Annotated in this window: 16 protein-coding genes; 10 read left to right on the forward strand and 6 right to left on the reverse strand. The window is 67.3% G+C overall.

The genetic code is table 11. The annotated features are described in order from the left end of the window. Window positions 1–43 precede the first annotated feature (43 nt). Window positions 44–505: a cytidine deaminase gene (cdd, locus tag ACPDIX_RS14245; RefSeq protein WP_423432471.1), complete on the reverse strand. Its 462-nt coding sequence runs from the start codon at window positions 503–505 to the stop codon at window positions 44–46. Then, complete coding sequence (locus ACPDIX_RS14250; RefSeq protein WP_423432472.1) at window positions 498–1,367, reverse strand: purine-nucleoside phosphorylase; 870 nt, start codon at window positions 1,365–1,367, stop codon at window positions 498–500. The genes cdd and ACPDIX_RS14250 overlap by 8 nt, the downstream gene beginning before the upstream one ends. A 68-nt stretch (window positions 1,368–1,435) precedes the next feature. Here ACPDIX_RS14250 and moeB point away from each other — a divergent pair, with 68 nt between their 5' ends. Next, window positions 1,436–2,578 carry a molybdopterin-synthase adenylyltransferase MoeB gene (moeB, locus tag ACPDIX_RS14255; protein ID WP_423432473.1) on the forward strand — a complete coding sequence of 381 codons (1,143 nt, stop codon included), beginning with the start codon at window positions 1,436–1,438 and terminating at the stop codon, window positions 2,576–2,578. An 82-nt stretch (window positions 2,579–2,660) separates the two neighbouring features. Here the strand turns inward: moeB and ACPDIX_RS14260 are convergent, their stop codons facing one another. Both ACPDIX_RS14260 and ACPDIX_RS14265 read right to left on the reverse strand, forming a co-directional pair. Then, complete coding sequence (locus ACPDIX_RS14260) at window positions 2,661–4,067, reverse strand: basic secretory protein-like protein (protein ID WP_423432474.1); 1,407 nt, start codon at window positions 4,065–4,067, stop codon at window positions 2,661–2,663. Further along, window positions 4,064–11,950, reverse strand: a complete 7,887-nt coding sequence (locus ACPDIX_RS14265; RefSeq protein ID WP_423432475.1) for a lamin tail domain-containing protein — start codon at window positions 11,948–11,950, stop codon at window positions 4,064–4,066. The genes ACPDIX_RS14260 and ACPDIX_RS14265 overlap by 4 nt, the downstream gene beginning before the upstream one ends. Window positions 11,951–12,556: 606 nt before the next feature. Between ACPDIX_RS14265 and ACPDIX_RS14270 the strand changes: the two genes are divergently transcribed. The 8 genes from ACPDIX_RS14270 to ACPDIX_RS14305 all read left to right on the forward strand — a co-directional run bounded on the left by ACPDIX_RS14270 (window position 12,557) and on the right by ACPDIX_RS14305 (window position 20,407). Next, window positions 12,557–12,721 carry a hypothetical protein gene (locus ACPDIX_RS14270; RefSeq protein WP_423432476.1) on the forward strand — a complete coding sequence of 55 codons (165 nt, stop codon included), beginning with the start codon at window positions 12,557–12,559 and terminating at the stop codon, window positions 12,719–12,721. Window positions 12,722–14,207: 1,486 nt separating this feature from the next. Continuing rightward, complete coding sequence (locus ACPDIX_RS14275; protein WP_423432495.1) at window positions 14,208–14,744, forward strand: methyl-accepting chemotaxis protein; 537 nt, start codon at window positions 14,208–14,210, stop codon at window positions 14,742–14,744. A 40-nt stretch (window positions 14,745–14,784) separates the two neighbouring features. Continuing rightward, a complete protein-coding gene (locus ACPDIX_RS14280; RefSeq protein ID WP_423432477.1) occupies window positions 14,785–16,008 on the forward strand; it encodes a chemotaxis protein CheW in 1,224 nt (407 codons plus the stop codon). Then, entirely contained in the window at window positions 16,005–18,311 is a 2,307-nt protein-coding gene (locus tag ACPDIX_RS14285) for an ATP-binding protein (protein ID WP_423432478.1), read from the forward strand. Before ACPDIX_RS14280 ends, ACPDIX_RS14285 begins: the two co-directional genes overlap by 4 nt. Before the next feature lie 305 nt (window positions 18,312–18,616). Next, complete coding sequence (locus tag ACPDIX_RS14290) at window positions 18,617–19,078, forward strand: TraR/DksA family transcriptional regulator (protein WP_423432479.1); 462 nt, start codon at window positions 18,617–18,619, stop codon at window positions 19,076–19,078. Window positions 19,079–19,081: 3 nt separating this feature from the next. Then, on the forward strand, window positions 19,082–19,249 hold the full coding sequence (gene rpmG, locus ACPDIX_RS14295) for a 50S ribosomal protein L33 (RefSeq protein ID WP_423432480.1): 168 nt from the start codon (window positions 19,082–19,084) through the stop codon (window positions 19,247–19,249). A gap of 6 nt (window positions 19,250–19,255) precedes the next feature. Continuing rightward, window positions 19,256–19,522: a 30S ribosomal protein S18 gene (gene rpsR / locus ACPDIX_RS14300; RefSeq protein ID WP_423432481.1), complete on the forward strand. Its 267-nt coding sequence runs from the start codon at window positions 19,256–19,258 to the stop codon at window positions 19,520–19,522. A 438-nt stretch (window positions 19,523–19,960) separates the two neighbouring features. Beyond that, window positions 19,961–20,407 carry an acyl-CoA thioesterase gene (locus ACPDIX_RS14305; RefSeq protein ID WP_423432482.1) on the forward strand — a complete coding sequence of 149 codons (447 nt, stop codon included), beginning with the start codon at window positions 19,961–19,963 and terminating at the stop codon, window positions 20,405–20,407. 54 nt (window positions 20,408–20,461) lie between these two features. On the opposite strand, the gene ACPDIX_RS14310 is transcribed toward ACPDIX_RS14305, so the two are convergent. After that, window positions 20,462–23,932 carry an MFS transporter gene (locus tag ACPDIX_RS14310; RefSeq protein WP_423432483.1) on the reverse strand — a complete coding sequence of 1,157 codons (3,471 nt, stop codon included), beginning with the start codon at window positions 23,930–23,932 and terminating at the stop codon, window positions 20,462–20,464. Between the two features lie 387 nt (window positions 23,933–24,319). Then, on the reverse strand, window positions 24,320–25,357 hold the full coding sequence (locus tag ACPDIX_RS14315; RefSeq protein WP_423432484.1) for a zinc-binding dehydrogenase: 1,038 nt from the start codon (window positions 25,355–25,357) through the stop codon (window positions 24,320–24,322). Window positions 25,358–25,662: 305 nt separating this feature from the next. On the opposite strand from ACPDIX_RS14315, the gene ACPDIX_RS14320 reads away from it, so the two are divergent. After that, window positions 25,663–25,983, forward strand: coding sequence for an RNA recognition motif domain-containing protein (locus ACPDIX_RS14320; RefSeq protein ID WP_423432485.1), 321 nt, complete (start codon window positions 25,663–25,665; stop codon window positions 25,981–25,983). The last annotated feature ends 193 nt before the right edge of the window (window positions 25,984–26,176 follow it).

A 26,176-nucleotide genomic window follows, 5' to 3' on the forward strand; every position in this document is an offset into this window, starting at 1 on the left:
TCAAGACCCGTTGCCTTCCTCATCGGCGGGAACGGGAGGAGACTTAAAAGCGAAGAAAGGCCTCCGGCAGCAGGGCGCGGACGGGGAAGGCACGATACCGCCGGGGAGAGCGGCTGTCGGCCAGGAAGACCCAGGCCGTGGAGGCATACTCGGCCAGCAACTGGCGGCAGGCGCCGCAGGGTGTGGGGCCGCCGGGCAGCCGCGCCACCACCGCCACTGCAACGATGGACTCGTTGCATTCGGTAAGCGTTTTGAAGAGGGCGACCCGTTCGGCGCAGCAGGTCAGGCCGAAGCTGGCGCTTTCGACGTTGGCACCGGTGAAGATGCGGCCGGACCGGGTCAGGACAGCGGCACCGACGCGAAACCGTGACCAGGGTGCGCGTGCCCGGTGGCGGGCCTCCAGGGCGGCGCGAAGGAGTGGCTGCACCTTCGCCGGGGGCGGTTCCGGGGCGGTCCGGGATCGGTTCCGCGGGCCGGGTGTGGGGGAGGATCGGGCCTTACTCATGGCGTGCTGCGTACCAGCGGAGAAACTCGGAGAACCAGGCCACGGCCGTGCGCGTGATGCGGTCCGCCTGGTCGAGGATCTCCTGGTGGCTCAGCGGATTGCGGTTCCGTCCGGCTGCGAGGTTGGTGATGCAGGAAACGGCGGCGACGCGCAGGCCGCACTGTCGCGCCACAATCACCTCCGGCACGGTGCTCATGCCCACGGCGTCGGCTCCCAGCCGGGCGAAGGCCCGGATTTCGGCCGGGGTCTCAAAACTGGGGCCACTGACGGCGAGGTACACACCCCGGTGAAGGCGCACACGCCGGGCGCGTGCGGCGTGCACCAGGCCCCGGGCCAGTGTGGGATCGTAGGCCCGGGTGAGGTCCACGAACCGTGTCAGACCGGGCCACTCGGGCCCGCGCAGCGGGTTGTCGCCCATGAGATTGATGTGGTCGCGGAGGAGCATGAAGTCGCCGGGGCGAAAGCTACGCCGGATCCCGCCGGCCGCATTGGTGAGGACCAGGTCGCGCACGCCCCATGCGGCAAGGACGCGGACGGGGAAGGTGATCCTGGCCCATGAATGGCCCTCGTAGAAATGCGCGCGGCCCTGAAGAAGGGCCACGGGCACACCGTGGCAGGTGCCGATGCAGAGTCGGCCCCCGTGCCCCGGCACGGTGGGCCGGGGAAACCCCGGAAGCTGGGCGTAGCTCAACGTGACGGGCTGTGCGAGCAACCCGGTCAGTCCGCCGAATCCGCTGCCCAGCACGATTGCCAGGCGCGGTTGGAGCGGGCTGCGGCGGCGCAACCGGCGGAGGGCGGCCTCCAGGTGGGCCGGCGTGGGTTCGGCCGGGTCGGCTGACTGGTGTGCTGCAAGCTTTCTCATAGGTTGGAGCGGCCGGCTTGCTGCGGGGTCCGATCGTCCGTAGTTTGCCCATCGGAAAGAGACCGAGTATGGACCGGACAATCGAGACCTGGCAGCGGTACGCGCGGCACGTGATCTTGCCGGAGATCGGGCCGGCGGGCCAAAAGAAAATTCGGCAGGCGCGCGTGTTGTGCGTGGGGGCGGGCGGACTGGGCTCGCCGGTGCTGTTGTATCTGGCGGCGGCCGGGGTGGGGCGGCTGGGGATCGTGGATCACGACCGCGTGGATGTCACGAACCTCCAGCGGCAGGTGGTGCACAGCACGCCGGACGCGGGCCGGCCCAAGACGGCCTCGGCTGCGGAGAAGCTGCGTGCGCTCAACCCGGACGTGGAGGTGGTGGAGCATCCGGAGCGGCTGACCCGCGACAACGCCATGACCATTCTGCGCGAGTACGACGTGGTGGTGGATGGATCGGACAACTTCCCGACGCGCTACCTGGTCAACGACGCGTGTGTGTTGCTAGGCAGGCCGAACGTGTACGGGTCCATCTACCGGTTCGAGGGCCAGGCCAGCCTGTTTGCGCCGCACCTGGGTGCGCCCTGCTACCGGTGTTTGTATCCGGAGCCTCCCCCGCCGGGGACGGTTCCTTCCTGTGCGGAAGCGGGTGTTCTGGGGGTGCTGCCCGGGGTGATTGGGTGCATCCAGGCCACGGAGACGCTGAAGCTGATCACGGGCATCGGCACGACGCTGATGGGCCGGCTGCTGTTGTACGACGCGCTGGCCATGCGCTTCCGGGAAATCCGTGTGGTGCGCGACCCGGATTGTCCGGTCTGCGGGCGGAACCCCACCATCCGCGAGCTGGGCACGTACGAGGAGGTTTGTCCGGTGGCGCGTGCCGAATCTGAGCCCGGTGAGGACGAGGTGACGGTCCAGGACCTGCAGGACGCCCTGACCCATCCGGAACGCGGGATCGAGGTGGTGGACGTGCGCGAGCCGCACGAGTACGCCCTGGCCCATCTGCCGGGTGCGCGCCTGCTGCCCTTGAGCGAGCTTCCCCGGCGGTGGCGGGAGTTGGATTCGCAGAAGACCCTCTACCTGCACTGCAAGGCCGGGGCACGTTCGTTGCAGGCGGTTGCGTTTCTGAAGCAGCTCGGGTTCCGGTCGGTCAAAAGTGTGCGCGGCGGGTTGATGGCCTGGGTGCGCGAGATCGATCCGGGATTCCCGTTGTTCTGAGGACAAGCCCGCCCGGGTACACGTCACCGGAGTCTGCGCCTGCAGGTGGCGGTCGCCAGGGGGCAGACGGGGGGTCGGGTCGTCAAGGTTGCGCGAGTGCCTGCTCGGTTTCCCTCCGCCAGGTCTCGGCCAGTTCTTCCAGTGTGTGCCCCGTGCGTTCCTTCCAGAAGGAAGGATCGTAACGGCCGAGGCGCAGGGCGGCGTTGAGGTGACGGACGAGGTCCGGGTCGTGACGCCGGACGACCCAGTCCAAGAAGTTGGCGCTGATGCGATAGCCGGCGTCGTGCTGCAACCGCGGACTGCGCTGACGCCGGAGCCAGACCAGGTCGGCACCGTGGCTCTGCGGCTCGAAGACGAACCACCGCAGGTAGTCAGGGATGCCTTCCACGAGCCAATCCGGCGGCGGCGCGGAGCTGCGAGGTCTGCGGCCGTATTGTTGGATGACATGGACGAGTTCGTGAACAATGGCGCCCACGGCCTCGCCGTCGCGTTCGCGCTCGATCCACCTGGAGTTGGCCACGATTCTGGTGCCACTGGTGGCGGCCACTCCACGCCCGGGTCGGAAAACGAGCCGGACATGGTCCGGTGGTTCGACCCCCTCGACGGCCAGCATCTCGGTCAGTTTGGGGTACCACTCGAGGATGACGGGGACCAACGTTTGGCGGATCCAGGGTTCCAGTTCGGGGGCGCGGCTCAGATCGAGCGTGAAGGCAAAGCGGCCGTCGGGAGTGCGGACGGTGAACGGCTCGGGGCCGGCCGGTTCGGCAGGCGGGGTGGGAACGAACCCGGGATCCACGCTCACCGCATCCACCTCGCTGAAGAAGGTGTTTCCAAACGGGTCATCCTGTTCGGTGGCGCGGATGTCGAACAGCAGATAACGGAACGGGCCGATGGCGCCCTCGACGTTGGTGATCAACACACCGAACCGCCCGCCGGGCGGACCGGTGCGGGGACGGGTGTCCACGGTGGCGATGAGTGTCCACCCTTCGTGCTCGGAGGGGTTGCGGCCGTCTGCCGGCTGGCGGAATCCCGGTTCGTCGCCGCGCGCGCCGTGGAGGGTGTAAACCTGCGGGCCACGCGTGTTGGGGTGGCGCGAGTAGGTGCTGATGTAGCGGAGCGGTGTGGGCCGTCCGAAATCCACAAGAATCCGACCTCCTTCAGTGCCGGCCGCGAAGAAGAAATTGGCCTGCGGTTCGTCGGGCCCGGTCGGGATGCGGCCGTCGTGGAGAACGGTCAGGGGTCCGCTGTTGTCGTCGGCCTCACCCTGGAGGAGACGAAAGGCGGCCCTGGTGGCCGTGTCGGTGGCGGAGGGGGCGGGCACCCTTCGGAATGCGAAGGGTGGGAGGTTTGGGTCCTCGGGCTGATGTTCCACGATGACCTGTGCGGCCCGGCCGGTGAGGAGTGTGGCGGCGACAAGCCCCCAGGCCAGGGCACGCGTGACCCGGGCGCGGGTTCGGTGATCTGCACGAGAGCTGCGGTATGTTTTCATGGTCCGATGCGGATGCGATAAAACTTCTGGGGTGCGGCGAGGGAAACAGGATAGGGCGGGCTCACGGTCAGATCGCGCCACGGACCGGTGACGGCGTCGGCCTCCTGCAAAACACCTTCGGTCCAGTGCAGTTCCCATGCGCCTGCGCGATGGCGGATTTCCAGAACCGGGCGCGGCCGGACGGTGACGCGGAATCGGATCGAATCGCGGAGCGGGGGTTCACCGCTGTCGGTGACGATCACCTCGAACTCCGCCTCTGCCGGTGCGAGGGCGGGAGTCCATGTGAGGTGGCCGGTTTGCGGATGGATGGACGCACCGGCCGGGCTGGCGGGGCCGAGCTGGAACGTGAGGGATTGAGACGGCAGATCGTCGTCCGATGCCGTGACGGTGAGATGCAGGGTCTGGCCGAGGTAGAGGACCTGGTCGGCCACGGGCTGCAGATGCGGCGGGCTGTTGGGGACGCGGTTGGGTGCGCCCGGGGTGGGCTCGGCCAGATCCCGAACGAAGGCCGCGCCGTCTGGATGGCGGCCCTGGCTGACATCGGCCTGTTGCGGGCCGAAGACGAGGGTATCCACGGGTGTGAGATCGGGGGCGTAGAGACCGATGGCCTCGCCGTTGCGGCTCAGGGCAAAGTTGGCGTGCAGGTCCGGTCGGTCGGGGCTGTTTTGTTGCGGCTCGTTGTCGGCCCAAACGAGGAGGAAGCCCCGCGGAGGAATGACAAACCGGCCGGTGTCGGGGATTCTGTACCGGTTGGGTTGTCTGAGGTCGTCAGTGAGGTAATAACCACCGACGTCGGCGGGTTCATCACCGGCATTGTAGAGCTCGAACCAGTCTTCGAAGTCGCCGTCGGCCGGGTCGGCGAAGGCTCGGGTGTTGTCGGCCATCCATTCGTTGATGAAGATCTGGACGGGGAGTGCAGCGGGGTTGTTCGGCGCGGCCGGTGTCACAATGTGGAAGCCACGACGGTAAAAGGGTTGTGCATCCGGCCAGTTGCCCCACGAACGGTTGGCGGGCAGGTTGGTGTAGGTCAGGTAATCCAGAATGCGGATCATGTCGTTTGCGCGTTGGGCGAGGACCACGGTCCCGGCTTGCGGCGTGAGACGGAAGGATGTGTGCCACTCGGTGGCGGTCGATTGTTCGGGTTGTCCGTCGCACCAGACCAGGACGAACCCGCCGGGAGGCAGCTGCGCATCGGGCGGGAAGGCCCAACGGGTGGGATCGTCGAGCCGGTCGCTCAGGTAACAGTTGCCCAATGGGACGGTCTGGATGCCCGGGTTGTAAATCTCGAGCCAGGGCTCGTGCTGGCCGGCCGCATCGGCGGGGCCGGCAAGGTTCTCCGGTTGCAGTTCGTTGATCCAGAGGGTGGGAAAATCCGGGATGCGGGCGGCCACGGCATTGGGCGAGCCGGGCGTGGCCTCCGCCGATGCCGTGGGATTCCGCTCGGCGACCAGTTTGAGGCCGAAGACGATGTCCGAACTGGAGGGCCCGAGCTGGTGAACCTCCACGGCCAGCAGATTCGTGCCGGGCTGGAGGAGTGAAATCGGAACCGGGACCGACTCCGGCGTGGTGGCGTCGCCGCCGGGGGGTTGCGCGGTGGCGTAGGTGTCGTTGAGGATGGGAGCGGTCGCGGGCATGCGGAGGCGGTGGAATTCGCGGCCGTTGAGGTGGAACACCGCGCCGTCGTCCACGTATACCCGCGCGGTGACGGTGTATCCGGCGAGCGAGTCGGTGAGCACCAGGGTGGTGCGGAAATAGTAGGCGTGTCCGGCGGTCAGACCGGCCGGGGGCTGGCGCGGATCCTCGAGGGGCGTGCGGATCAGCGGCGTGAGGGACGGATTGCTCTCGAATGCCAGCAGGCCGGGACCGACCGGCCACGAATCGTCTCCATACTCCGGTGTCGTCCAGGGTTGGCCGTCGAGGTTGGTCCTTTGTTCGTAGCGCCACGGGGCGTCGAAATCGAGCAACACAAGCGTGGCCGGTCCGGGCGGCGGTGCATCCGCCACGGCCCAGTTGGCCACGCGACTGTTGTCGGCGTCCGGGTCAATCAACTGCAGGGACTGACCGGGCTGCGGTGCGGGCCAGGGAGGCGAGGATTCGTAGCGGACGCGGTCCACCACGATCCATTCCTCCGGCCCTGTGCCCGGGCGGAGCAGCGTGAGGGTCTCGCCGTCGTCCTGGAGCCGGCCGTTGAACACGTCGAAAAGGAGGACACCCGGGCCGTGCTCGGTCATGAAGGCCGGGCGCTCGGCTGCAAGGACCAGGTAACCGCGCGGCGGAAGAACCGACCCGCCGGGGAACGTGTAATCCAGTCCGTTGATCCGCCAACCGGACAGATCGAAGGCCCAATCCGGCGAACGATTGAAGATCTCGACAAACGCAGCGCCGGGCAGGCGGGGCCGGTACAGGATCTCGTGAAAGAGCACCCATCCTGCCGGGTCGGGCGGGCTTTGATTGGAGAGGTGCGTGACGGTTTGGGCGGGCAGGGGGAGCGGGGTGCCGGAACGCCCCAGCGCGGTGAGGGTCCACGTGTGGGAACCGCTTTCGAGCGGGACCCGTACGGTCCAGTTGGTGACGGTGGTCCATTGGACCTGCCAGGGCCGGCCGTTGACCGCGAGAGTGACGACTTCGATGGGGGCCGTGCCGTTGAGCACGGCCAGGCCGTTGCTGACGGTCACCGTGGGGGAGGCGGCAAACGGGGCCGCCACCGTGGCCAGTTGAGCCTCCAAGAATGCGCGTCGCACGTTGAACCAGGTCTTCAACGCGGACGGGTCCGTGAGCGGCTGGCCGTCGCACCAGCGGACGCCGTTGTCGCGAAGGGCCTGGTATTTGGCGTCCATGACGGGGAAGGCGCGTGCCGGGTCCAGCGGGCCCAGGACGGCGTCCCGGACGGCGCGCCAGTAGGCGCGTTGGAAGGGCGGATGGGCGTACATGCGGGCCACGGTGGGATCCTCGGAGGTGAACAGTGCGGCCTGATCGGGCGCGAACCGCCCGGACAGCCGGGGCGAGACCAGCATCAGCCAGTCCAGGTCGAACGCGTAGAGCCCCCAACGGCCGCCGCGCGGCAGAAACATGTACATGTTCTTGCCGATCTCATGGCCCCAGGAGTCGAAGTTCACGATGATGTGCTCGAAGGCGAACATGCGCATCCATTCCTCGAGATCGACGAGGCCGGTGGTGGCGCTGGTGTAGGGTTCGGGCGCGGGGGCGTTGAGGGCGTCCACGAGTGCGAAGAGGTTGGTGTAATCGTGGACGCGCGGCGTGGCACGGTACATCCAGGTCCAGCGGTAACGCTCGCGTTTCTTGGCGCCGCCGCTGGTGGTGTAGTTCTCCAGCCGTGGCATGGGATCGGCGATGAGGTTGCCGCTGTCGTTGAATTCGAAGGCGCGATCAATCTTGAAGAACTGGCCTTCCGGTTGCTCCGGACTCCACGCCTCCACGAAGCGCCGGCCGGGTTGGTGAACCGCTTCGAATATGGCCTGCCGGTGCTCGTCGGTGACCCCGTTGACGTGGAGCCGGATGTGGTAACGGTGACTGAAGGGCAGATCGAGTTGGTCGGCGATCCACCAGGCCATCTGTTCCTGGATGGCGGTGGTTTCGCCGCCGTGGCCGCCGGGCCAGTCCAGCACCAGGGCGGTGTCGCCCAGGAACCGGTCGTCCGGCGGCAGCTCGATGGTGTAACCGCAACGGCCGCTGATCGGGCTGGAGAAGCCGGGGGCAATGTACGGGCTGCCGGCGTAAAGGGCGCCGGCATTGTAAATCACACGGTGATTGCCGCAGACGAAGGTGACGTCGAGCGGTGTGTTGTCGAGCTTGTGGCGGCTGGTCCAGGTGTTGAGCGTGGCGCGGGTCATCCACAGCCGGTACACGGGAAGGTTTCCGGCCGGCTGGGTTTCGCCCACGCGCACCAGACACTCGCGTGCGGGTGCATCCGCGGGGAACCGGGCGGTGCGGGAGCCGTCTGCGCGGGTGGCTTCCACCCAGAAGGCAATCATCGTGCTGGTGCCCTGACCCGGCAACACCGCCGTGTACAGGCCGTCTCCGGCAAGGCGGTCGCCATTCAGTCCGTCGTCGCGCATCGGTACGGTCCCGACGGTGGTAGCGGGGTCGAGCCGATAGTACAGCCGGACGGTGGGAGGGCCTTGGAGATCTTCCACCCGGGCGGTGATGCGGATGGGTTCGCCCGGTCCGGGCAGGACGGGCAGGTGCCGGACCGGACCGATTGCGAGGGGCGGTGAGGATTGGAGCCTGCTGTTCGGGCGTGCCGGGGTGCCGGGTTGCGGTGTGGGGGTCATGTCGCCGGCACATTCGAGCCAGTTGCCACGGAGTCGCAGCAGGATCTGCGGATGCCCTTTGAGCCAGCGAACGGCCGCGCGGATGGTGACATTGGTGGTCCCGGGAGCAAGGGCCGATGTCAGCGGGGTTCGGATCCGATTGATCTGATTGTCTCCGCGGTCCACGGCGCGGATGTGATAGGACCGGGCACTTTGGTACCCCTCGCCGGGTTCCCAACCCGAGCCGGCCATGGTCCCTTCAGCCGTCCAGCCGGCCGCGCCGCTTTCGAAGGTGGAGTTGGCGATCAGATTGTTGCCGGCGGGGGTGAGCACCTCGACGTTGTCCAGCAGACACTCACCCGGCCCCATCAGCAGGACCTGCAACTGATCGGCGCTGGTGCTGCCCAGGTCAATGGTGCCGGTGGCCGAGATGATCGTCCATGGCGCCTTGCCGGTCTCGTCACTGTCGGCCCAGTGCGCCGGGTGGCGGCCGTGTGTGTCGGGATGGACCCGTTCGAGCGAACTGCCGCCGCCGTCGGCCCAGACCGGCCAGCGCCCGCCGTCGCGCCAAGTGACCTCGTCCACGAGGACGCGGATCTGGTTGGTGACGACCTCGCCCGCTGTGTTGGTTTGGACCACCCAATCGGGACGGGTGAGGGCGATCCTCTCCCCGCCGTGTGCGAGCCGGCCGTTGAAATCGCCGACCAGGTTGGTCGCGTTGAGCCAGGGATAACGCTCCATCAAACGCCGCGCGTTGCGCGCGACCACCAGGTAACCGCCCGGCGGGATGACCGCCGAGGCGGGGAACGTGAATTCCACGCCATCTTCCAGACGCCATCCTTCGAGCGGGATCGGCTCTCCGGTACGGTTGTGGAGTTCGATGAACTGGTCATCGTCGTCTTCGCTGACCGGATGGTAGTAGAGTTCGTTGAGGATCACCTCGCCGATGCGCGGGGGCGCATTCCGGGTGCCGGGCGTGGGCTGTTCCAGCGGATGGAAAGTGTCGTTTCCGTCCGGCCATCGACCGGTGCTGACGCCGTTGGCCTGGCCCTGGAAACGGACGGCGTCGAGCACCCGCCGATCCGGAGCACGCAGATAGAGGGTCTCCCCGGCGGCATTCAGGGCAAAGCCCAGTTCCAGCTCCGTACGTACGAGGACCTCGCCGGGTGCCAGAACCGTGCCCGCGGGAAAAACATACCGGTCCGTGTCGGGATCATCGCTGAGACTGCAACCGCCGAGGTCCACGGGTTCCGTCCCGGTGTTGATGAGCTCCACAAAATCGAGCTGCGGCAAATCGGTGTGAGCCAGGAACTCGTTGATGCGGATCGAGCGGAGCGGATCATGGAGGAAACCTTCCCAGCGACCCGGCGAGCCACCGGGCCATTCACTGGCGCTCCAAGCGGCGGGGTCGCTTTCGCCCAGTGAGGGTCGGGCCAGTACCAGGCTGGGACCGGCGCCGTCGGCCGCCACGGGCCAGGGCGGGTCGTCCCGGTACTCGACGTCCAGGAAGACCGCGCCCGTGCGATGACGGAGTCGGACCCGGCCGCGGTCGTTGGGCAGGCGGCCCGTCCACGGACCGAGAACGGGGCCGGTTCCATGGGCGCTGGCGAGCGCGGTCGGATCCAGCGCCACAATAAGGAAGCCCCCGGCCGGGATGACCGTGCCCGGCGGGAACGTGTACTGGATGCTGCCGTCCAGCTGGTACCCGCTCAGGTCCACGGGTTCGGCGCGTGTGTTGAACAATTCGACGAACTCCAACGCCGGATTGGTCGGATGATACATGATTTCCGAGAGTACCAGCGGGGTGAGCCGGCTGCACGGCCCCGGCGGTTCGAATGTCCATTCCACGGGTCCTTCCGGGGCGGGCGTGGCTGTGAAATCACGGAACTCCGCACGGGCCCACTGGTTCGAGACTGCGCTGGTGAGGGCCAGCCCGACCTGCACGGTCAGCGGCAGGTCCATGGTGACGGTGCCCAGCGAGGTCCAATGACGGCCGTCCGGTCCCGCGAACCCCTCCAACCGGCTGCCGGATCGGCGCAGGCGCAGCCACGTGGAGGGAGGATTGGCGGGGAAGTATCCGGACCGGATCGCTTCGTTGTCCGGTATGGTGCGGGCGAAGAAGTAGCAACCGTTGAGGGTGGGGGTGGCCATCACACCGGCGGCGCGCGCGCCGGCTGCCGGCGACTCGCGCAACATGATCCCGGCGGCGGTGGCCAGGTGGATAAACTCCAAATCGGGGATCCGCACCCGGACGTCGAAGTCGCCGATCATCCACAGAAAATGGAATGTTCCCTCGTCCCGTGGTCCCGCCCAACCACTGCCCCGGGCGGTGATTTGCAAGCCGTCCGGGCTGAGGACGACCTGGCCCAGCCGACCCGACTCGCCCAGCTCGGCGACCTCGTACCCGCTGACGGCAAACCCGGCCACTGTACCGGGAGGAACCGCATTGGCCGCCGCTGCGCGGTCGGTCACCCCTGTCACGGAAAGTTGGTATACCGCACCAGCCACCAGCGGGGAGGTGGTCAACCGCACGTCCGTGCCCGATTCGGCCAGCTCCACCGCCTCGGGCAGGAGGGTCCCGTTGGTGCCGGAGATGGCGTAGTGCTCGGGACGGAGTGCGGACGAGGGCTCCACCGGTTCGCTGAAGCGGGCGACCACCTGGGTCCGGCCGCTGGCCCACACCGTCAGCAGCACGGGGGGATTGGTGTCCGGCAGGACATGCAACACGGCCACGGCACTGGTGACGGCGTACGTCCGGCCGGAGACCACGTTGACCGCGCGGAGAAAAAACGCGGCGCCATCGTCGGCGGAGGAGGTGCGGTCCAGCACAAGCCATGTGTTGGTCGCTCCCTCCACCGGCAGGCCGTTGCGAAACCACTGGAGCAGCGGAAACGGTTGGCCGGTGACCAAGGCCTCGAACCGTGCAGGGTCGGGTTCCGTGACGGTGAGCGAGGCGGGTGACTGCAGGATCTGCGCCGGTTGATCGGGCCACAACTCCCCGCTGACGGCGTAGATGCCGGTGGAGCCGGCCCCGGCGGCCTTTTGAAACGTGATGGCCACCAGGGGCGCGGGCATGGCCCCCAGCAACGACTCCAGGTCGAGTGTGGTTTGGTAAAACCGCGGGTTGGTGGGGGCGCCCTGGGTCGTGCCGGTGGTGAGGTTGATCCGCTCGACGCCGCTGAGCGCATAGCCCGCGTTGTTGAACCAGTCCGGCGCCTGATAAACGGCCGTTACGTCGCGCCCGTCTGCAAAGTGGAGGGTCAGAAGGGGAGAACCGCCTCCGCTGGCCGAATGCGCCATCACGGCGATCCGACGGTATACCGCGGGTTGTACGAGGGTGAGGGTCCCCTCGGTCAGGCCGGTGGCACTGCTGAGAACAAGTGCGTTGGGACCGTCGTAGGGGGCGAACGCGAACACTGTCTCGTTGTCCAGCACGCTGGTGAAGCGTCCGTCGGCCGGCAGGCCGTGGCTCTTGCCGGGCAGACCGGCCTGGTAGAAGGCCAGGTTTTCGCCCGGGTTGAATTCCACCGCGTAGGCGTGGTAGGGCGGTCCCGCGGCAGTGTTTTCAATGACCAGGTCCAGGTTGAAACCGGTCACGGCAATGGGTTGCATGGACGCGGCGCCGCCGCCCGCGGTGCCCAGCGCGACGGCCGCAACCGCGAGGAGCCCCAAGGGGAACCGACGTTCTTGATGGCGAACTCTCCTCCCGGCGCCCGTGCGGCGGGTGGGACCGACAATCTGAGAGCGAAGGTCCATCGGATCCGGTCTCGTAACACGTTGGCAGGGAACCCCTGCTCGGTTCGCTTGGGTGGAGGACCACCTGGCGCCATCAAGATTCCACGGACCGTGACCGACGCCAAGAACGGATTCGCACCTCCTTGCCCGGGCCGGTTCGCGAAAAAGTTGGGCCACGGGGAGGAGCAGGTGGGACCCTTGGCGACAACCCTGGACGAAGTCCGCGTTCGGGCTAAAGTAAATGTGGCGCCCGGCCGATAAGCTGAGTCGGACGGGCAGGGAGAGGATGCGCGTCAGACCTCCGACTCCCGCGCAGGCAGGTAGCCGGGGAAAGTTTGAATGCGCACCCGCTCCTTCGGTCCAAAGCAGTGAGTATGGAAACAATGGCGGTTGCCCGAAGGAGCACCGGGGTTCGGAGGGAAAGGTGGTGTTCCAAGAGGCCAACCGTTTCTTCGTTCGTAAGCCAACCTCGAAGGAGTCCTCATGAAAAAGAGCGCTGAACCCATGGCTGAAGTCGTGCGTGATACCAAACCCCCGTTTCGCAAGCTTCAGCATCAGCCGAAAAAAGCTCAGCGACATCGGTATGAACGACGAAAAATCAAGGCCTATCTGAATCTGGCGGACTGGCTTTCAGAAGAAACAGCCTGAGCCGGGTCCGGTTCGAGGACGGTGTGAAAGGGGCCACGTCGGAAGCGGCGTGGCCCCGCTGTTTTCGGAGCGGCCCTTCGGGTTGCCCTTGCATCCCAACAAATACCGGGTCGCGGGGAAGCCTTTCTTGGCGGCGGCCGGGCCGGAAGGTGGAATCGCCTCCATTGAAACTGGCCCCCGAAAGACAGGACCGGGCCCTGGTTGGAGCAGGGGAGGCTCCGAAAACGGGCTTGAGCCGGTCATGGCTGCGGCGCAATCTGGTGCCCAGAGCACACAAAAGCCTGTTGGCCCGGTAGCAGAGCGCATCTGCGCAAGGTCGGCGCACGCAGAGGACGATAACCCAAACCCGCGAACTCTTCCGATGTCGGCCCCCCAAACATCCTTCCCACGCCAGCCCCGGGGCACGGCCCGTGCATGGTGCTGGGCAGGCGGTTGCCTCCTGGCGCTGGGGCTGGTGCTGGCATTGGCATCCGAGCTTCGCCGGGACCACGTGATGCACGCGTTGTTGGCGGTCGAACGTCTGGGGACCCGTGCCGAGGGGCTGCTCTCCCGGCTGGAGCAGGAAGGGCGGCGCATCCTGGAGGGAATGACGTCGGGAGGAATGGCAGCCCACGATTTGTTGGAATCGGTTCAGGCTTGGAGTGCGGAATGGTCGGCCCGGGCTGGCCGGTTGGGTGACCCGCCCGGGCTGGCGGAGGGCCTGCGCGAAGTACAGCAGCTTTGTGAGGAGTGGGTGGCGGCCCAGACACGCGCGCTTGCACAAGGTGCCCGCAGAGAGGGCGGGGGATCGTCGAGTGACGGCGCCTATCCGACTTTTCACGCCGAGGCCGTGGCCCGGGCCCGGCAATGGCAGGTGGCATGGTCGGCCCGTTGGCCGGGTGTCCGCGAACGATGGGAGTCGGCGCTTCTCACCGCGCGCGTCGGCACGTGGACAGGGCTGCTCTTGTGCGGGGCGGCAGGTGTCGCCTGGTGGCAGGCCGGACGGTTACGGGTCCGGGAGCTCGGCCGGGCTTGGGAAGAACGGTTGCGATGCTGGGACGGGAGCGAGCCTTCGCAAGCGTGGTGGGCCGAACGGGACGGGCCGTGGCCATCAGCGGCGGAAGCCTGGGCTCGCTGGGCCCGCGCCTGGCAGGAGAGTGTCCGGGCCCGGACTGAGGCGGCGGCCAGGTTGCAGGAGGTGCAGGAGGCATGGACGCGGTGGCTGGCGCAGGCGGAGGATCGCCTTCGCGAGATCCGGCACACGGTGGCGGATGTGTTGGCCACTTTGCGTGCGCTGCTTCAGCAGACCGCATCGGAGGGCCGGGGTCCAGAGGCCGCCGGGCCCGACACCCTTGAGCTTCAGCCCAGGTCGCGGGGCGATCGGGAGGGGGCGGGTCCGGTCACCGCGCAACCGTGGCAGGGGCCGGTGGAATCGATTCGTCTGTCTCTGGCCTGCATGCCTCATGCACTGGACACGGTCCAGCGTGCGCTCGGCACGGTGGCCAGGATGGCCGATCAGGCGCAGTTGTTGGCCGTCAACGCGGCGATCGAAGCGGAGAAAGCCGGCGAGTACGGACTCGGTTTTGCGGTGGTGGCCGGGGAGGTGCGGCGCATGGCCGATCAAACGGCCGTTGCAGCGGGGGAAATCGAGCGGGCCGTGGAACAATTGCGTCAGCAGGCCGAGGCGGGTTTGGAAAGCCTGGAGAAAATGGAGCTTCAGGTGCGCGGGGCCGGACGCGCGGGCCGGGTGGAGGACCCCGCGGATGCGGTCGGACAGTCCGGCGGGTCAGCAGCGGTGGAGGCCGTTGTCCTGCGAACCGAGCTGGGCCGGTGCTGCGAGTGGTTGGAACGCCTCCTGACCTTGTGCCAGGAGGGCCTCGCCTGGGGTGAAGAAGGCCGGGGGTTGGCCGGGCGACTGGCCGGGTGCCGGGAACGGTTGGACGTGCGCCAGCCGGACGTGTGCGCGGGCGACTCCTCGCGTACCGGAGCCGCGGCACGGCCGCAACCGCAGGCGGATGCTTGCGACCCGCCTGGCGGGGGCTGAGCGGCACGAAAGTCGGGAGCGGATTCGGAGGACCGGCCTCATGCAGTTGATCGAGTTTGAATCCGGCAAGCGCCGCCTGGCTGTGGAAGCGCGGGCGCTTGCGGCCGTGTTGCCGGCGCACCAAGTGCAGCCCGCCGGGTCGGATTTACTGCCCTGGGTGGGCTGGATTCGGTGGGGCAACCGTTGCTGGCCGGTGTGGGATCTGGCGGCCGGTTTGTGGGGACGTCGGAGCGTGTGGCCTGGTCGGGCCCGCGTGTTGTTGCCGGCGCCGGAGATGGTGGGAACGGACGCATCCGGACAGGCCGTGCTGGTGGAACGGGTGATGGGCATCGGCCGGTATCGCAGGGAGGATTTTGTGCCCGGTCAACTGCCCGTGCGATCGGGCCTGCTCACCTGTCCGGCGCGCCTGGACGGGCGCGGGTTGCTGCACTGGCTGCCTGCGGAGTTGCTTTGGAGTCCGCCTCGGCGCATGCCGCTGCCGCAGGACCCGGCCGATGCGGTGGAGGCCAGAAGCCTGGCCGCACCGGCCGGGGCGCCGGTGGCCCCCCCGCCTGTGGCGCCGGCGCCGCCCGGTTCCTCGAACGCGGCAGCCGCCCGGCAGGCTCACCCTGTCGGCGCGCCCGCGGGCGACGGGTATTGCTGGCGTCGGACGGGTTCGTGGGGCGATGGTTTGTGTCCCGAACTGGCGCGTTGCCGCCACTGCTCCGACTGCGAGGTGTTTCGCGCGGACGCCGGGCTGATTCTGGAATGGCTCCGGCCGGAGGACCGGGACACGGGGTTGCCGGAGCCGGCGGTCCACCGGCCGCCGTCCTCCGGCTGCCGCACGGCGTGGTTGCTGGAGATCGAGGATGAGATCGTGGCGGTTCGCGCCTCCCGGATGCTGGAAGTCTGCGGCCCGCTGCCGTTCCATCGGCTTGCCCGGGCCGGCTGTGGGGTTGTCCACGGTTTGGTGCAATGGCGAGGAATGGTGCTACCTTGTGTCTCATTGCGCAGGCTGTTGCAAAAGAGTGAACTCCCGTGGATCCCCGGCGCTCCGGCAGGTCCCTGGGTGGTGATTGCCGAGTGGGGCGGGCGGTTGGCCGCCTGGCTGGTTGACGGCCTGCCCCGGCAGGTCCGACTCACCCCTGCCGATGGAGGACCGGCCGGCGACTCGCCCGGTGCGGTGGCGGATCCTCGCACGGACGACGGTTTCTGGTACGCCGATGGCCGGTGGGTTCGGTGGCTGGACGCCCAGTCGCTGCCCTGGTCGGAGACACGCTTATGAACCCGCAAACCGGCGATCGCGGGCTTCCCAACCCGGAGATGGATTCCTCGCTGCTGGCCCTTTTCGGGCGCGAGGCGGAGGCGCAGATCGCCCGTGTGCTCGAGATCCTCCTGGCGCTGGAACAGGCCCCTCAAGACCTCGAACGGCTGCTCGATTTGATGCGGGAATTGCACTCCCTCAAGGGCGCGGCCCGCGTGGTGGGATTGACACCGGTCGTCCAGCTGGCCCACGGCATGGAGGACTGCCTCGCTCGAATCCGGGAGAGTCGCCTGCGGATTACGCCGGAGGTGGTGGACCTTTTGATGCGGGCTGCCGACCGCATTCATTCCCTGGCCCGCCGGGCGGCAACCGGACTTTCGGACGCGGGCAACTCTCCGGCAACGGACGACCGCATGATCCTGCGGCAGCTCCGCGCACTTGCGGAAGGGAACCCGGACCATGACCCCGGTTCGAAGACGCCGCAGGCAGCGGATCCGGAACCCGATCCGCTCTCCAACGGCTCCACGGCGGGCTTTTCCCCTTCACCGAGCGGCCCAGGGCCCGGCGGTCCAGCCGGGCGTTCGGAAAGGCTTGATCGCGACCGGGCCGACCAGTTGATGCGCCTGGCCGCCCAGGCGCTCGCGGATACGCGTTGGTTGAACCTGTTCCTGGAGCGAATGGCGGACCTGCAGGCGCGTCACCAACAGGCGGGTGCCCTGATGGAGAGCCTGGGCCGGCGACCACCCGCAGAGTCGGCAGCGGCTGAAACCGGCGCCTGGTGGGATCGGTTGCGGGAACAATGGCGGACGTGCACGGGCGAGTTGCACGGCATCGCCGAGTCCCTACGGACCTATGAGCAGAAAACGGCGCGGTGGTCCCACCGGCTTTACCTGACGGTTTTGGAATCGCGCATCCGCCCCTTCGAAGAAGCTGTCCGACGACTGCCACGGCTGGTCCGCGACCTGGCACGCAGTTCGGGCAAGGAAGTGCGCCTGGAAGTGGCAGGGGAGGAAACGCGGGTTGATCGCTCGGTGTTGGAGCGGCTGGAGCATGTGCTGATGCACCTGGTCCGCAACGCCGTGGACCACGGTTGCGAAACGCCCGTGGAACGGATCCACGCAGGCAAGCCCGCCCGGGCCGTCGTACGCGTGGAAGCCTGCCTGCGTCCCCACGAACTGCTCGTGCGCGTGGCGGACGATGGTCGCGGGGTGGACCTGGTGGCGTTGCGGAAGCGGCTGATCGAATGGGGCCAACTGAGCCCGCAAGATCTGGAAACCCTCTCTCCCGACCGTTTGTTGGAGTTCCTGTTCCAGCCCGGCCTGACTCTCCGGTCGAGCGTCACCTCCGATTCCGGCCGGGGGATCGGGCTGGACGTGGTCCGGCAGGCAGTGCGGGAAATGCGGGGGCAGGTTTTCGTGGAGACCGTGCCCGGCCGGGGTACGACGTTTGTCCTGCACCTGCCGCTGACACTCTCGGTCGTGAGGGCCATCGTGGTCGAGGTCTCGGGCCAGGCTTATGCATTTCCCATGGCGCAGGTCCGGCGGGTGCTGCGGCTGGAAAGGGTCGAGTGGAGCGGCCCCGGTGGCCAGCCCATGCTGCGCTTCGCGGGGCAACCCGTGCCGTTGCGCGCCTTACAGGAAGGGCTCGGGCTCGATCGAGGTTGGTCGGGCCCGCCGCCGTGGTGGGTGGTGGTGACCGGCGAAGGCTCGCACGTATGCGCGTGGCAGGTGGACCATTGCCTGGGGGAACAGGAACTGACGCTGCAACCGGTGGAGACCGATCTTTGGGGCTTGAAACACGCCAGCGGTGTGGCCGTGCTGGAAGACGGCCGGCCGGTGCTGGTCCTCTCGGCCCCGGACCTGGCCGAGACGTCCCGGTCAGAGACTCACGCAAACTCGTCGCCCGGGGATGCCGTCGCAAGCCCCGCACCGGTCCGGCAGCCCGCGCAGGAGAAACGGCGCGTGCTGGTCGCAGACGGTTCGGCCCAGGAACGCGATCGAATCCGAAAGGCCCTGGCGGACCGGGGGTACGAGTCGGACGAGGCGCAGGACGGTTGGGAGGCGTGGCGGGCCATCGGACGCCAGGATTATGCGCTGGTGCTGGCGGCGGTGGGCATGGCCGGATTGGACGGCCTTGAACTGACGCGCCGGCTGCGCCGGCACCGCCAGTGGTTTCGGTTGCCCGTCTTGTTGTTGAACCGCGGGCCGGGCTGCGGGATCTCGGCCGTGGGTTACGAAGCCGGTGCCAACGGCTGTCTGGAGGGGGAGGCCCTGGACCCCGGCAGGGTGGCCTGCGAGGTCGAACGCGTGCTGGACCGGTCCTGACCTGCCGGCGTGATGCCTTCTTCGGGGATGCGTTCCGTCCGTTGGCGGGGAAGGCACTTTCCTGCTATAGATTTTCCTCTGGCATCCGATTCGAAGTTTGGTAGATTCACCCGCCCTTGCGGGAGAAAGGTGCCCGGCAAGGATGACAGAGGAGCAGACAATCAACGGTTGCCAGTCTCGAAACCGTGACTGCAAAAAAGAAAAACACCAACAGGGCGGCCGCGCCGGCCTCCAAGGTTCGGGGCCCGGCCACGGCAGATGCCATTCTCGGAGGCGCACCGGCACGCGGGGGCAAGACGCCCCCCGTGAAGATCAAGCCGGAATGGGTCAAGTACTACAACCGCCTGCTGGAACTGCGCGAACAGTTGCTCAAACAACGGGACGGTCTGGCCAAGGAGTCGGCCCAGCAGCTGCCCAGCTACAGCCTGCACATGGCGGACACGGGGACGGACAACTTCGATCGGGACTTCGCGCTGAGCCTGTTGAGTTCCGATCAGGACGCCCTGTATGAAATTGATGCCGCATTGAAGCGCATCGAGAAAAACACCTACGGCATCTGCGAGCTGACGGGCAAACCCATTCCCAAGGCACGGCTGGACGCCATTCCCTGGGCACGCTACACTGTGGAGGCTCAGGCGCAACTGGAGCGCAGCGGAATGGCCAAACAACGGCGCCTGGCGTCCCTGGGCGCGCTGGACTTCGTCGCGCCCGCCGAACCGGACAACAACGAGGAAGAAGGAGACGAACGTTTGCGGGACAAGGAGTGATCCATGCCGCGGGAAATCGTCATTTTGGAATGCACCGAGGCGGCCAAGGAAGGCAAACCGCCCTCGCGTTATACCACCACGCGCAACAAGAAGACCCAGACCGAGCGGCTGGAACTGCGCAAGTACAACAAGTTCCTCCGCAGGCACACCCTTCATCGCGAGATCAAGTAACTGTCTATGCCGCGTAAGACGCATTTGGAATCGGATCGCAGAGGCGAGACCCCGGCCATGGCGGCGCCCCTGGAGCACCGTCAGGCCCGGCCCAAAGCCAAGGTGGATTTTCCCATCGAGGCGCTCGACTACAAGAACGTCAACCTGCTCAAGCAGTTTGTGACCGAACAAGGACGGATCCTCCCGCGCAAGTACACCGGGCTGCCGGCTCATTATCAGCGGCGCCTGGCCCGGGCCATCAAACGGGCCCGTCAGATGTTGCTGATGCGCTGAAGCGGGCTGCTCGTCGAGCGCGCCCGACGAACGGAAGGGTTCTGAGCCCGATCTCCGGACACGCAGCGCGCGCCCTGCTGAAACCCCTTGGCGCGCACCCCCGGTGCGGGGTGGCTCGCATTTTTTCGGCATTCGGGAAACCACCAACAACCTGCCAGGGTGGTCAGGATCCGAGTGGGCTTCCGTCTCGGTTCCATCCCTGCCTTCTGATGGAACCCGTGCCTGCGCAGCGCCGGCCACCAGCGTCAGAAGGCACGCCACTGTTTCCCGCTGCTGGTGGCTTCCGGCGCGGCGGTTCCACAGCCCCTCCGCTCCCGTTAATGACCTTTTTCCAGCCGGTGGCGCCGCTTCGGACGGTCCGTTACAGATAAAAGTTCCACTCGACGACCGTGCCCGGGCCGTGGTCAGCTGGCGACCCGAACGGGGTCGAGGTCGAAGATGAGCGACAGCAAGACCGTCCAACCCTACGAGCACCGGGTGCAGGTCCGGCCCGAGGACATTGACCCGCTGGGGCACGTCAACAACGTGGTGTACCTCCGTTGGGCCCAGGACGCTGCCGTTGCGCACTGGCTTGCCGAGGCGCCACCCGAAGCCCGCCAGCGACTGGTCTGGGTCGTGTTGCGCCACGAGGTGGATTACAAACACCCGGCGCGCCTGGGCGATCAGGTGCGCGTACGGACATGGGTCGGAGCAGCCTCCCGATTCCGCTTCGAGCGGCTGACAGAAATGTATCGGGCAACCGACGGGCGGCTGCTGGCCCGGGTGCGGACCCTCTGGTGCCCTCTGGACCGCGCCACCGGCCGTGTGACCGATGTGGATCCGGAAGTGCGGGCAAGGTTCTCGACCGGATCCGGCCCGGTTCCTCCCGTTCGTGCGGAGTTGTAGTCCAGTTTCCAGGTCCTGAACCGGGCGCCAAAGCGCGGGGCGTGTCTGCGGCCGTCAGGGTTTCTGCGCAACGGCACGTTCCGTCAAGGAGCGGGCCAACGCGCGCACGCTTTTCAGGTCGAGTTTCCCACTGGCCAGCACCGGGAAACTTTCGACCCGGTGAAAATGATCGGGCCGCGGTTTCCAGAGGTTGGGCAGGAGCGTCGTCGTGCGGAGCTTTTCCAGACAGGACCGCAGGTCCTCGGGGTCCAGCCGATGCAACACCACCAGCTGTTCTCCGCGTGACTCATCCGGCACCGCAGTGACCACGAAGGTCCGTTCGGTGACACCGGCCAGCTCATGCAGCACCTCTTCCACACGGACGTGCGGCACCATTTCGCCGCCGATCTTGCTGAAACGGGCCAGCCGGTCGGTGATGTGAATGAAACCGTCTTCGTCCACCCGGGCCAGATCGCCCGTGATGTACCATCCGTCACGAAGTGCGGCGCGGGTCAGATCCGGCCGCTGCCAGTAGCCCTGCATCACGTTGGGACCGCGGATGCACAGGACGCCCGTGGCGCCCGGTGGCAGCGGCTCCAGCGTATCCGGATCCCGCACCTGCACGGCCTCGCCCGGAAGCGCCCTGCCCACGCTGCCGGGCTTCTGTCCGCGCTGCTGAAGGCCGCCGGCGACGAAATCCGGAATGTTGACCGAGACCACCGGCCCCGTTTCCGTGCAGCCGTAACCCTCCAGGGGACGGATCCCGAAGCGTTGGGCGAATGCATCCGCCAGCCGCATGGGAAGTTTTTCCGCACCGGTGATGACCAGTCGGAGCGATTCGACATCCGCCGGCTCGAACGCCCTCAAGTAAAGCTGCAAAAAGGTGGGCGTGCTGAGCAGGATGCTCACGCGCCAGCGCCGCAGCAGCGGAGCCAGCGCACGCGCATCCAGCGGATTCGGATGGAAAACCACCCCAAGACCCAGCACACCCGGCAGGGTCACCCCGACGGTGAACCCGAACGAATGGAAGAACGGCAGCACGCCCAGCAGCCGGTCGTGCGGCTGAAACTCCAGGATCCGCGCCGCCTGCTCGATGTTGCTCAGCACGTTTCCATGAGTCAGAACCACGCCCTTGGGTTCGCCGGTGGACCCGGAGGAAAACAGGATCGTCACGGGCCGGTCGGCCGGAGGGACTGCATCCGACCCGGCGGTCCGATCCTTCAACGAACGCTCCAGCCACCGGGCGGGCAGCAACCACGCGCGCATCAGGGCCCGCAATTTCTCGATCGGGCGCGGTCGGGCCAGGAGTTCTTCCAATACCAGGACCGGCACCGGCGGTTGCAGGCGCAGCTTCTCGAGGAAACGTCGCGAGCTGATCAGAAAGCGCACCCCGGCCAGACGGGCGCAAGCCCCGAGCGTGCCGGAATCCAGGGTGTAGTTGAGATGGACGGGCACCTTGCCGGTGAGGAGGATGGCCCAGTGCACCAACGCCGCTGGCACACAGGGCGGTAACAGTACTCCGATCCGTTCTTCGCCCGATCCGTGCGGTCGGAGCCGCTCCGCCACGAAGAGCGCCCCCATCAACGCCCGGCCGAACCGGACAGCGCCCACGTTCTCGTCCGCCATGGCCAGACGGAACGGATGGCGCCGGGCCGTGGCGATGAAACGGGCAGCCACCGTCGGATGACTCCGGGACCCGCGCGACCACAGGTCGGCCAGCAGTTGTTCCACCGCCTGCCGGACCTCCGGTGCGGACGCGGTGTCGGGCAGGGGCCTCCCGAACACGAGGGTCACCGGTTGCACCCACCGACGCGGCCGCTTGAGGGCAAATCGTCGCCGCGGAAAACTGAAGCAGCCGTCCCACACACCTTCCATGGCCACCGGCACGATCACCGCTCCGGTCCCGCGTGCCACGCGTTCCAACCCGCGCCGGAACTTCAAAAGCTGACCGGTCCGGGTCATCTGGCCCTCCGGAAAAATGCACACCAACTCCCCCGACCGGAGCGCCTCACGCGCCGCCTCCAGAGATCGCGCCAGGGCATGAGGCCCGTCATCCGAGGCCACCGGAATCACCCGCAGTGCACGGGTCCACAGCCGAAGCCAGCGGCTTTCCGCCCACCGGCGGTCCATCAGGAAGCGGATCGGCCGATCCACCGCCGCCAGGAGCAGCAGCCAGTCCACCAGCGATTGATGATGGCACGCCAGCAACGCGCCGCCCTCCCGCGGCACATGCTCCCTGCCGAGCACCTCGAGCGGATGCAACGTCCGCACCAGCACCCATCGCGCCCAATGAATCATGACCTCCGGCCGGGCGCGGACCCATGCCGCGACGGCTGCGAGCGTAAGCAGCGCCCCGGTCAGAAAGATCCCGCGCGGGCCCAGACCCACGCCCCGACTCAACAAGTAGTACAGCGGCCCTCCTGCAGCCACGATGCCGACCCAGGACAGAATGGCCGACGCCGCCAGCACTCCGCCGCGTCTGCCCGGGGCGGGCCGGGCCTGCAGCAACGCATTCAACGGCACATGATACAACCCGCCACAAAACCCGAGTGCCCCCGTGGCCGCCAGCGCTCCTCCAAAACCGAGCGAGCCCAAACCGAGGCACCCTCCCGCCGCCACCATTCCCAGCGCACCCATCGGCACCAGGCCGGGCTCGATCCTGCCCGCCGAGAGGTAACCGGCGCTCAGACTGCCGAGAGCGATTCCCACGGCCAGAGCGGCCTGCAGCAGGCTGGTGTGAAACTCGCCACCACCCAGCACATCCCGGCAATAGAAGATGAGAGCCGGTTGCCACAGGGCCCCCAGGAACCAAAGAAAATTCACCATCAACACCGCACCCGTCAGGACCGGATCCGTACGCACCACTCGCCACTCTTCCCAAAAGTCACCCAGTGGATTCAACCGGAACCTCCGCTGTGGCTCGGCAGGCGGTACACGGGGGATGCCCAGACTGGCCACGAAACCCAGCAGGGCCAGCCCCACCAGGATGAGCCCGGACAACGCTTGCTGGCGGCCACGCCATTCCATGAGCCCTCCCGCTGCAATCGTCCCCAGTATGATCGCCAGAAACGTCCCCAGACCCAGCAACCCGTTGCCCCAGGAAAGCCGGCGCTCGGGCAGAAGCTCCGGCATCAGACCATACTTGGTGGGGCCGAACAGCGCGCTCTGCGCGCTCATCAGGAACACTGCGACCAACATGGCCGGGATGGAAAGGCGCGCCAGCGCCACGGTGGCCAACAACATGATCGCCACCTCGGCCAGTTTCACACCCATGCAAACCGTTCGCTTGCTGAAACGGTCGGCCAGCCAGCCGCCCGTCATCGAGAAAAGGAGAAACGGCACTGCAAACAACGCGTTGATCAACGGCACCAGCGCGTGTTCCTGCTCCCGTGAAAGGCCCAGCCCCAGGGCAAGATACAAGACCAAGAACTTGTGCAGGTTGTCACTGAACGCTCCCTGGAACTGCGTCACCCAGAGGGACCAGAAACCCCGCAAGTGTCCCTCGGATCCCGTTGTACGAGCGCGGTTGTCGGCCGGCATGGTCATGCTGGAGAAGGATTGCGGCTTGGAGCCTGGTTGAAACATGCCCCCGGGGCGCGCCCGTTCTCGAAACAGATCGCCGACCGCGTTCCACGTGGCGGAAGCCGGGTGCCGGTGCCCGCGGCAGACCGGCAGAGCCCGGGGGGCCGGCATCCGTCAGGTCGCCCGCCGGTTCGAAATCGTCCGGTCCCCTTTGCCTGCAGAACCGCCTGCGGTTTCACATCCCATCGCGGAGGAGCCGGGTTCATAAGACAGGTGCTTCGCAAAGTTTAGTGGTTCCATCGCCCCCGCGCCACCCGGTTTGCCACACCGGACGGCCGGGTCGAGCGGGCCGCGGCCTGCGAGGCACCCCCCCGGCACAGGGCGGGGGAGGCGGATCGCGTGTCGGGGTCCTCAGCCGGACTTCACCCGGATGAGAACCTTGCCGAGCGCGCGGCGTTCTCGCAGGCGCGCCAGTCCGTCCAGGGCACGTTCCAGTGGATGAACCGAATCCAGCACCGGCCGGAGCCGCCCGGTGGCGGCCCACTCCAGCGTCCGCAGCAGAGAGGCGCGGTTGCGACCGTAGCTGCCGATGAGCCGGTGCTGTTTGACGAAGAACGGCCACAGGGCCAGTGTGGGCTGTCGCCCGGCCGTGGCGCCGCACGTCACCACCGTGCCATTGCGCGCCAGGCACGAAAACACCTGCTCCAGGACCGCCCCGCCGATGTGTTCCACCACCAGGTCCACGCCCCGCCTGCCCGTGTGGGCGCGAACCTTTCGCGGCCAGTCCGGATCCGAAACATCCACCGCCAGCTCCGCTCCGAGCCGAAGACCCAGCTCGCGTTTCTCGGGCGTGGATCCGGTGGTGATCACCCGCGCGCCCAATCCGCGCGCAATCTGAATCGCAGCCGAGCCGACCCCGCTGCCGGCCGCCATCACCAGCACCCATTGCCCGGGTTGCACCTGCGCGCGGTGGGTGAGCATGTGCATGGCCGTGCTCGCCGCCAGTGTCAGCGCGGCAGCCTCCTCGGAACCGACCCCCTCGGGTAGAGGGACCACGGCCCGGGCCGGCACACAGACCCGCTCGGCCAGGCCGCCGTCACAATCCACGCCGAGCAAACGCCCGTTGAGACAGGTGGATTCTTCACCCGCTCGACAGAACTCGCAGGTGCCGCAAAACAGGTTGGACTGCACCGCCACCCGGACGCCGGGGACAACATCCCGCACCTCGCGGCCCGTGCGCAGGACAACGCCGGACACCTCGGCCCCGGGCACACGGGGAAGGGCGACCGGCACGGGCAGGGCGCCTTCCTCCACCCATAAGTCCAGGTGGTTCAGTCCGCAGAAGTGAACCTCCACCACGACCTCGTCCGGGCCCGGTTCGGGATCGGGTAGTTCGGTCCAGCGCCATCGGCCGGGCCGGCCGTGTGCACAGAGTTGGCAGGCTCGCATGACAGGGCCGAGCTTGCTGGGGAGGTCCGAGGCGGGTCAAGAATCGCCGGGTCTGCCCGGGCGGGTCGGCTCAACCGTGCACCGCGTCTGTTGAATCGCGGCTCATCTTTTTCAGAAAATGTCTTGACGAACTGCCTGTGTGTGGTAGGAGGGATGTGTCTGTTCGATGGCCGAACAGAAGTTGGTGTCAGGTTCGACAGATTGTCAGCGAGCAGAGAATTGGTTGCAGTTTGACATTCCGCAGGTCTGCCGGTGCAGTCCTCCCACCTCCGTCCGGTCCGTCGCGCAGACGTCGTTCGCAAGCCATGAATCCCACCAGACTGTTCGTTGGTAACCTCTCCTACCGTACGTTGGAGAACGATCTGCACGATTACTTCTCACAGGTCGGCGTGGTCACGTCGGTGAACATCATGTTCGACCGGGTGACCGGGAAATCGCGCGGATTCGCTTTCGTTGAATACGCCACGCCGGAGGAGGCGGCCCGTGCTGTTGAACAACTGCACAACCGCGAGTTCCAGGGCCGCACCTTGACGGTCAACATCGCCCGGCCGCGCGAGGAGCGGGCACCGCGGTCGGGCGGCCCACGCTCCGAGCGTGGTGAGCGCGGCGGCCGCGGCTGGCGTTGATCGCCGTTTTTTCGGCACCGGGCCGGAGCATCGTCTCCGGCCTTTTTCATTGCAGCCCGGGTTCCCGCCTGCGGGCCCGCCTTCTGGAGGTCGTGCCCGAGTGCCTGCGCCGCGCGGCTCGGGCTTGCCAGCCCGATCCTTCGGTGGCAGTCATGCGCTCATGAAACCACGGCAGGCCCCGCTTCCGATGCGA

It is taken from the genome of Limisphaera sp. 4302-co, from assembly GCF_049537155.1.
Lineage (GTDB): Bacteria > Verrucomicrobiota > Verrucomicrobiia > Limisphaerales > Limisphaeraceae > Limisphaera.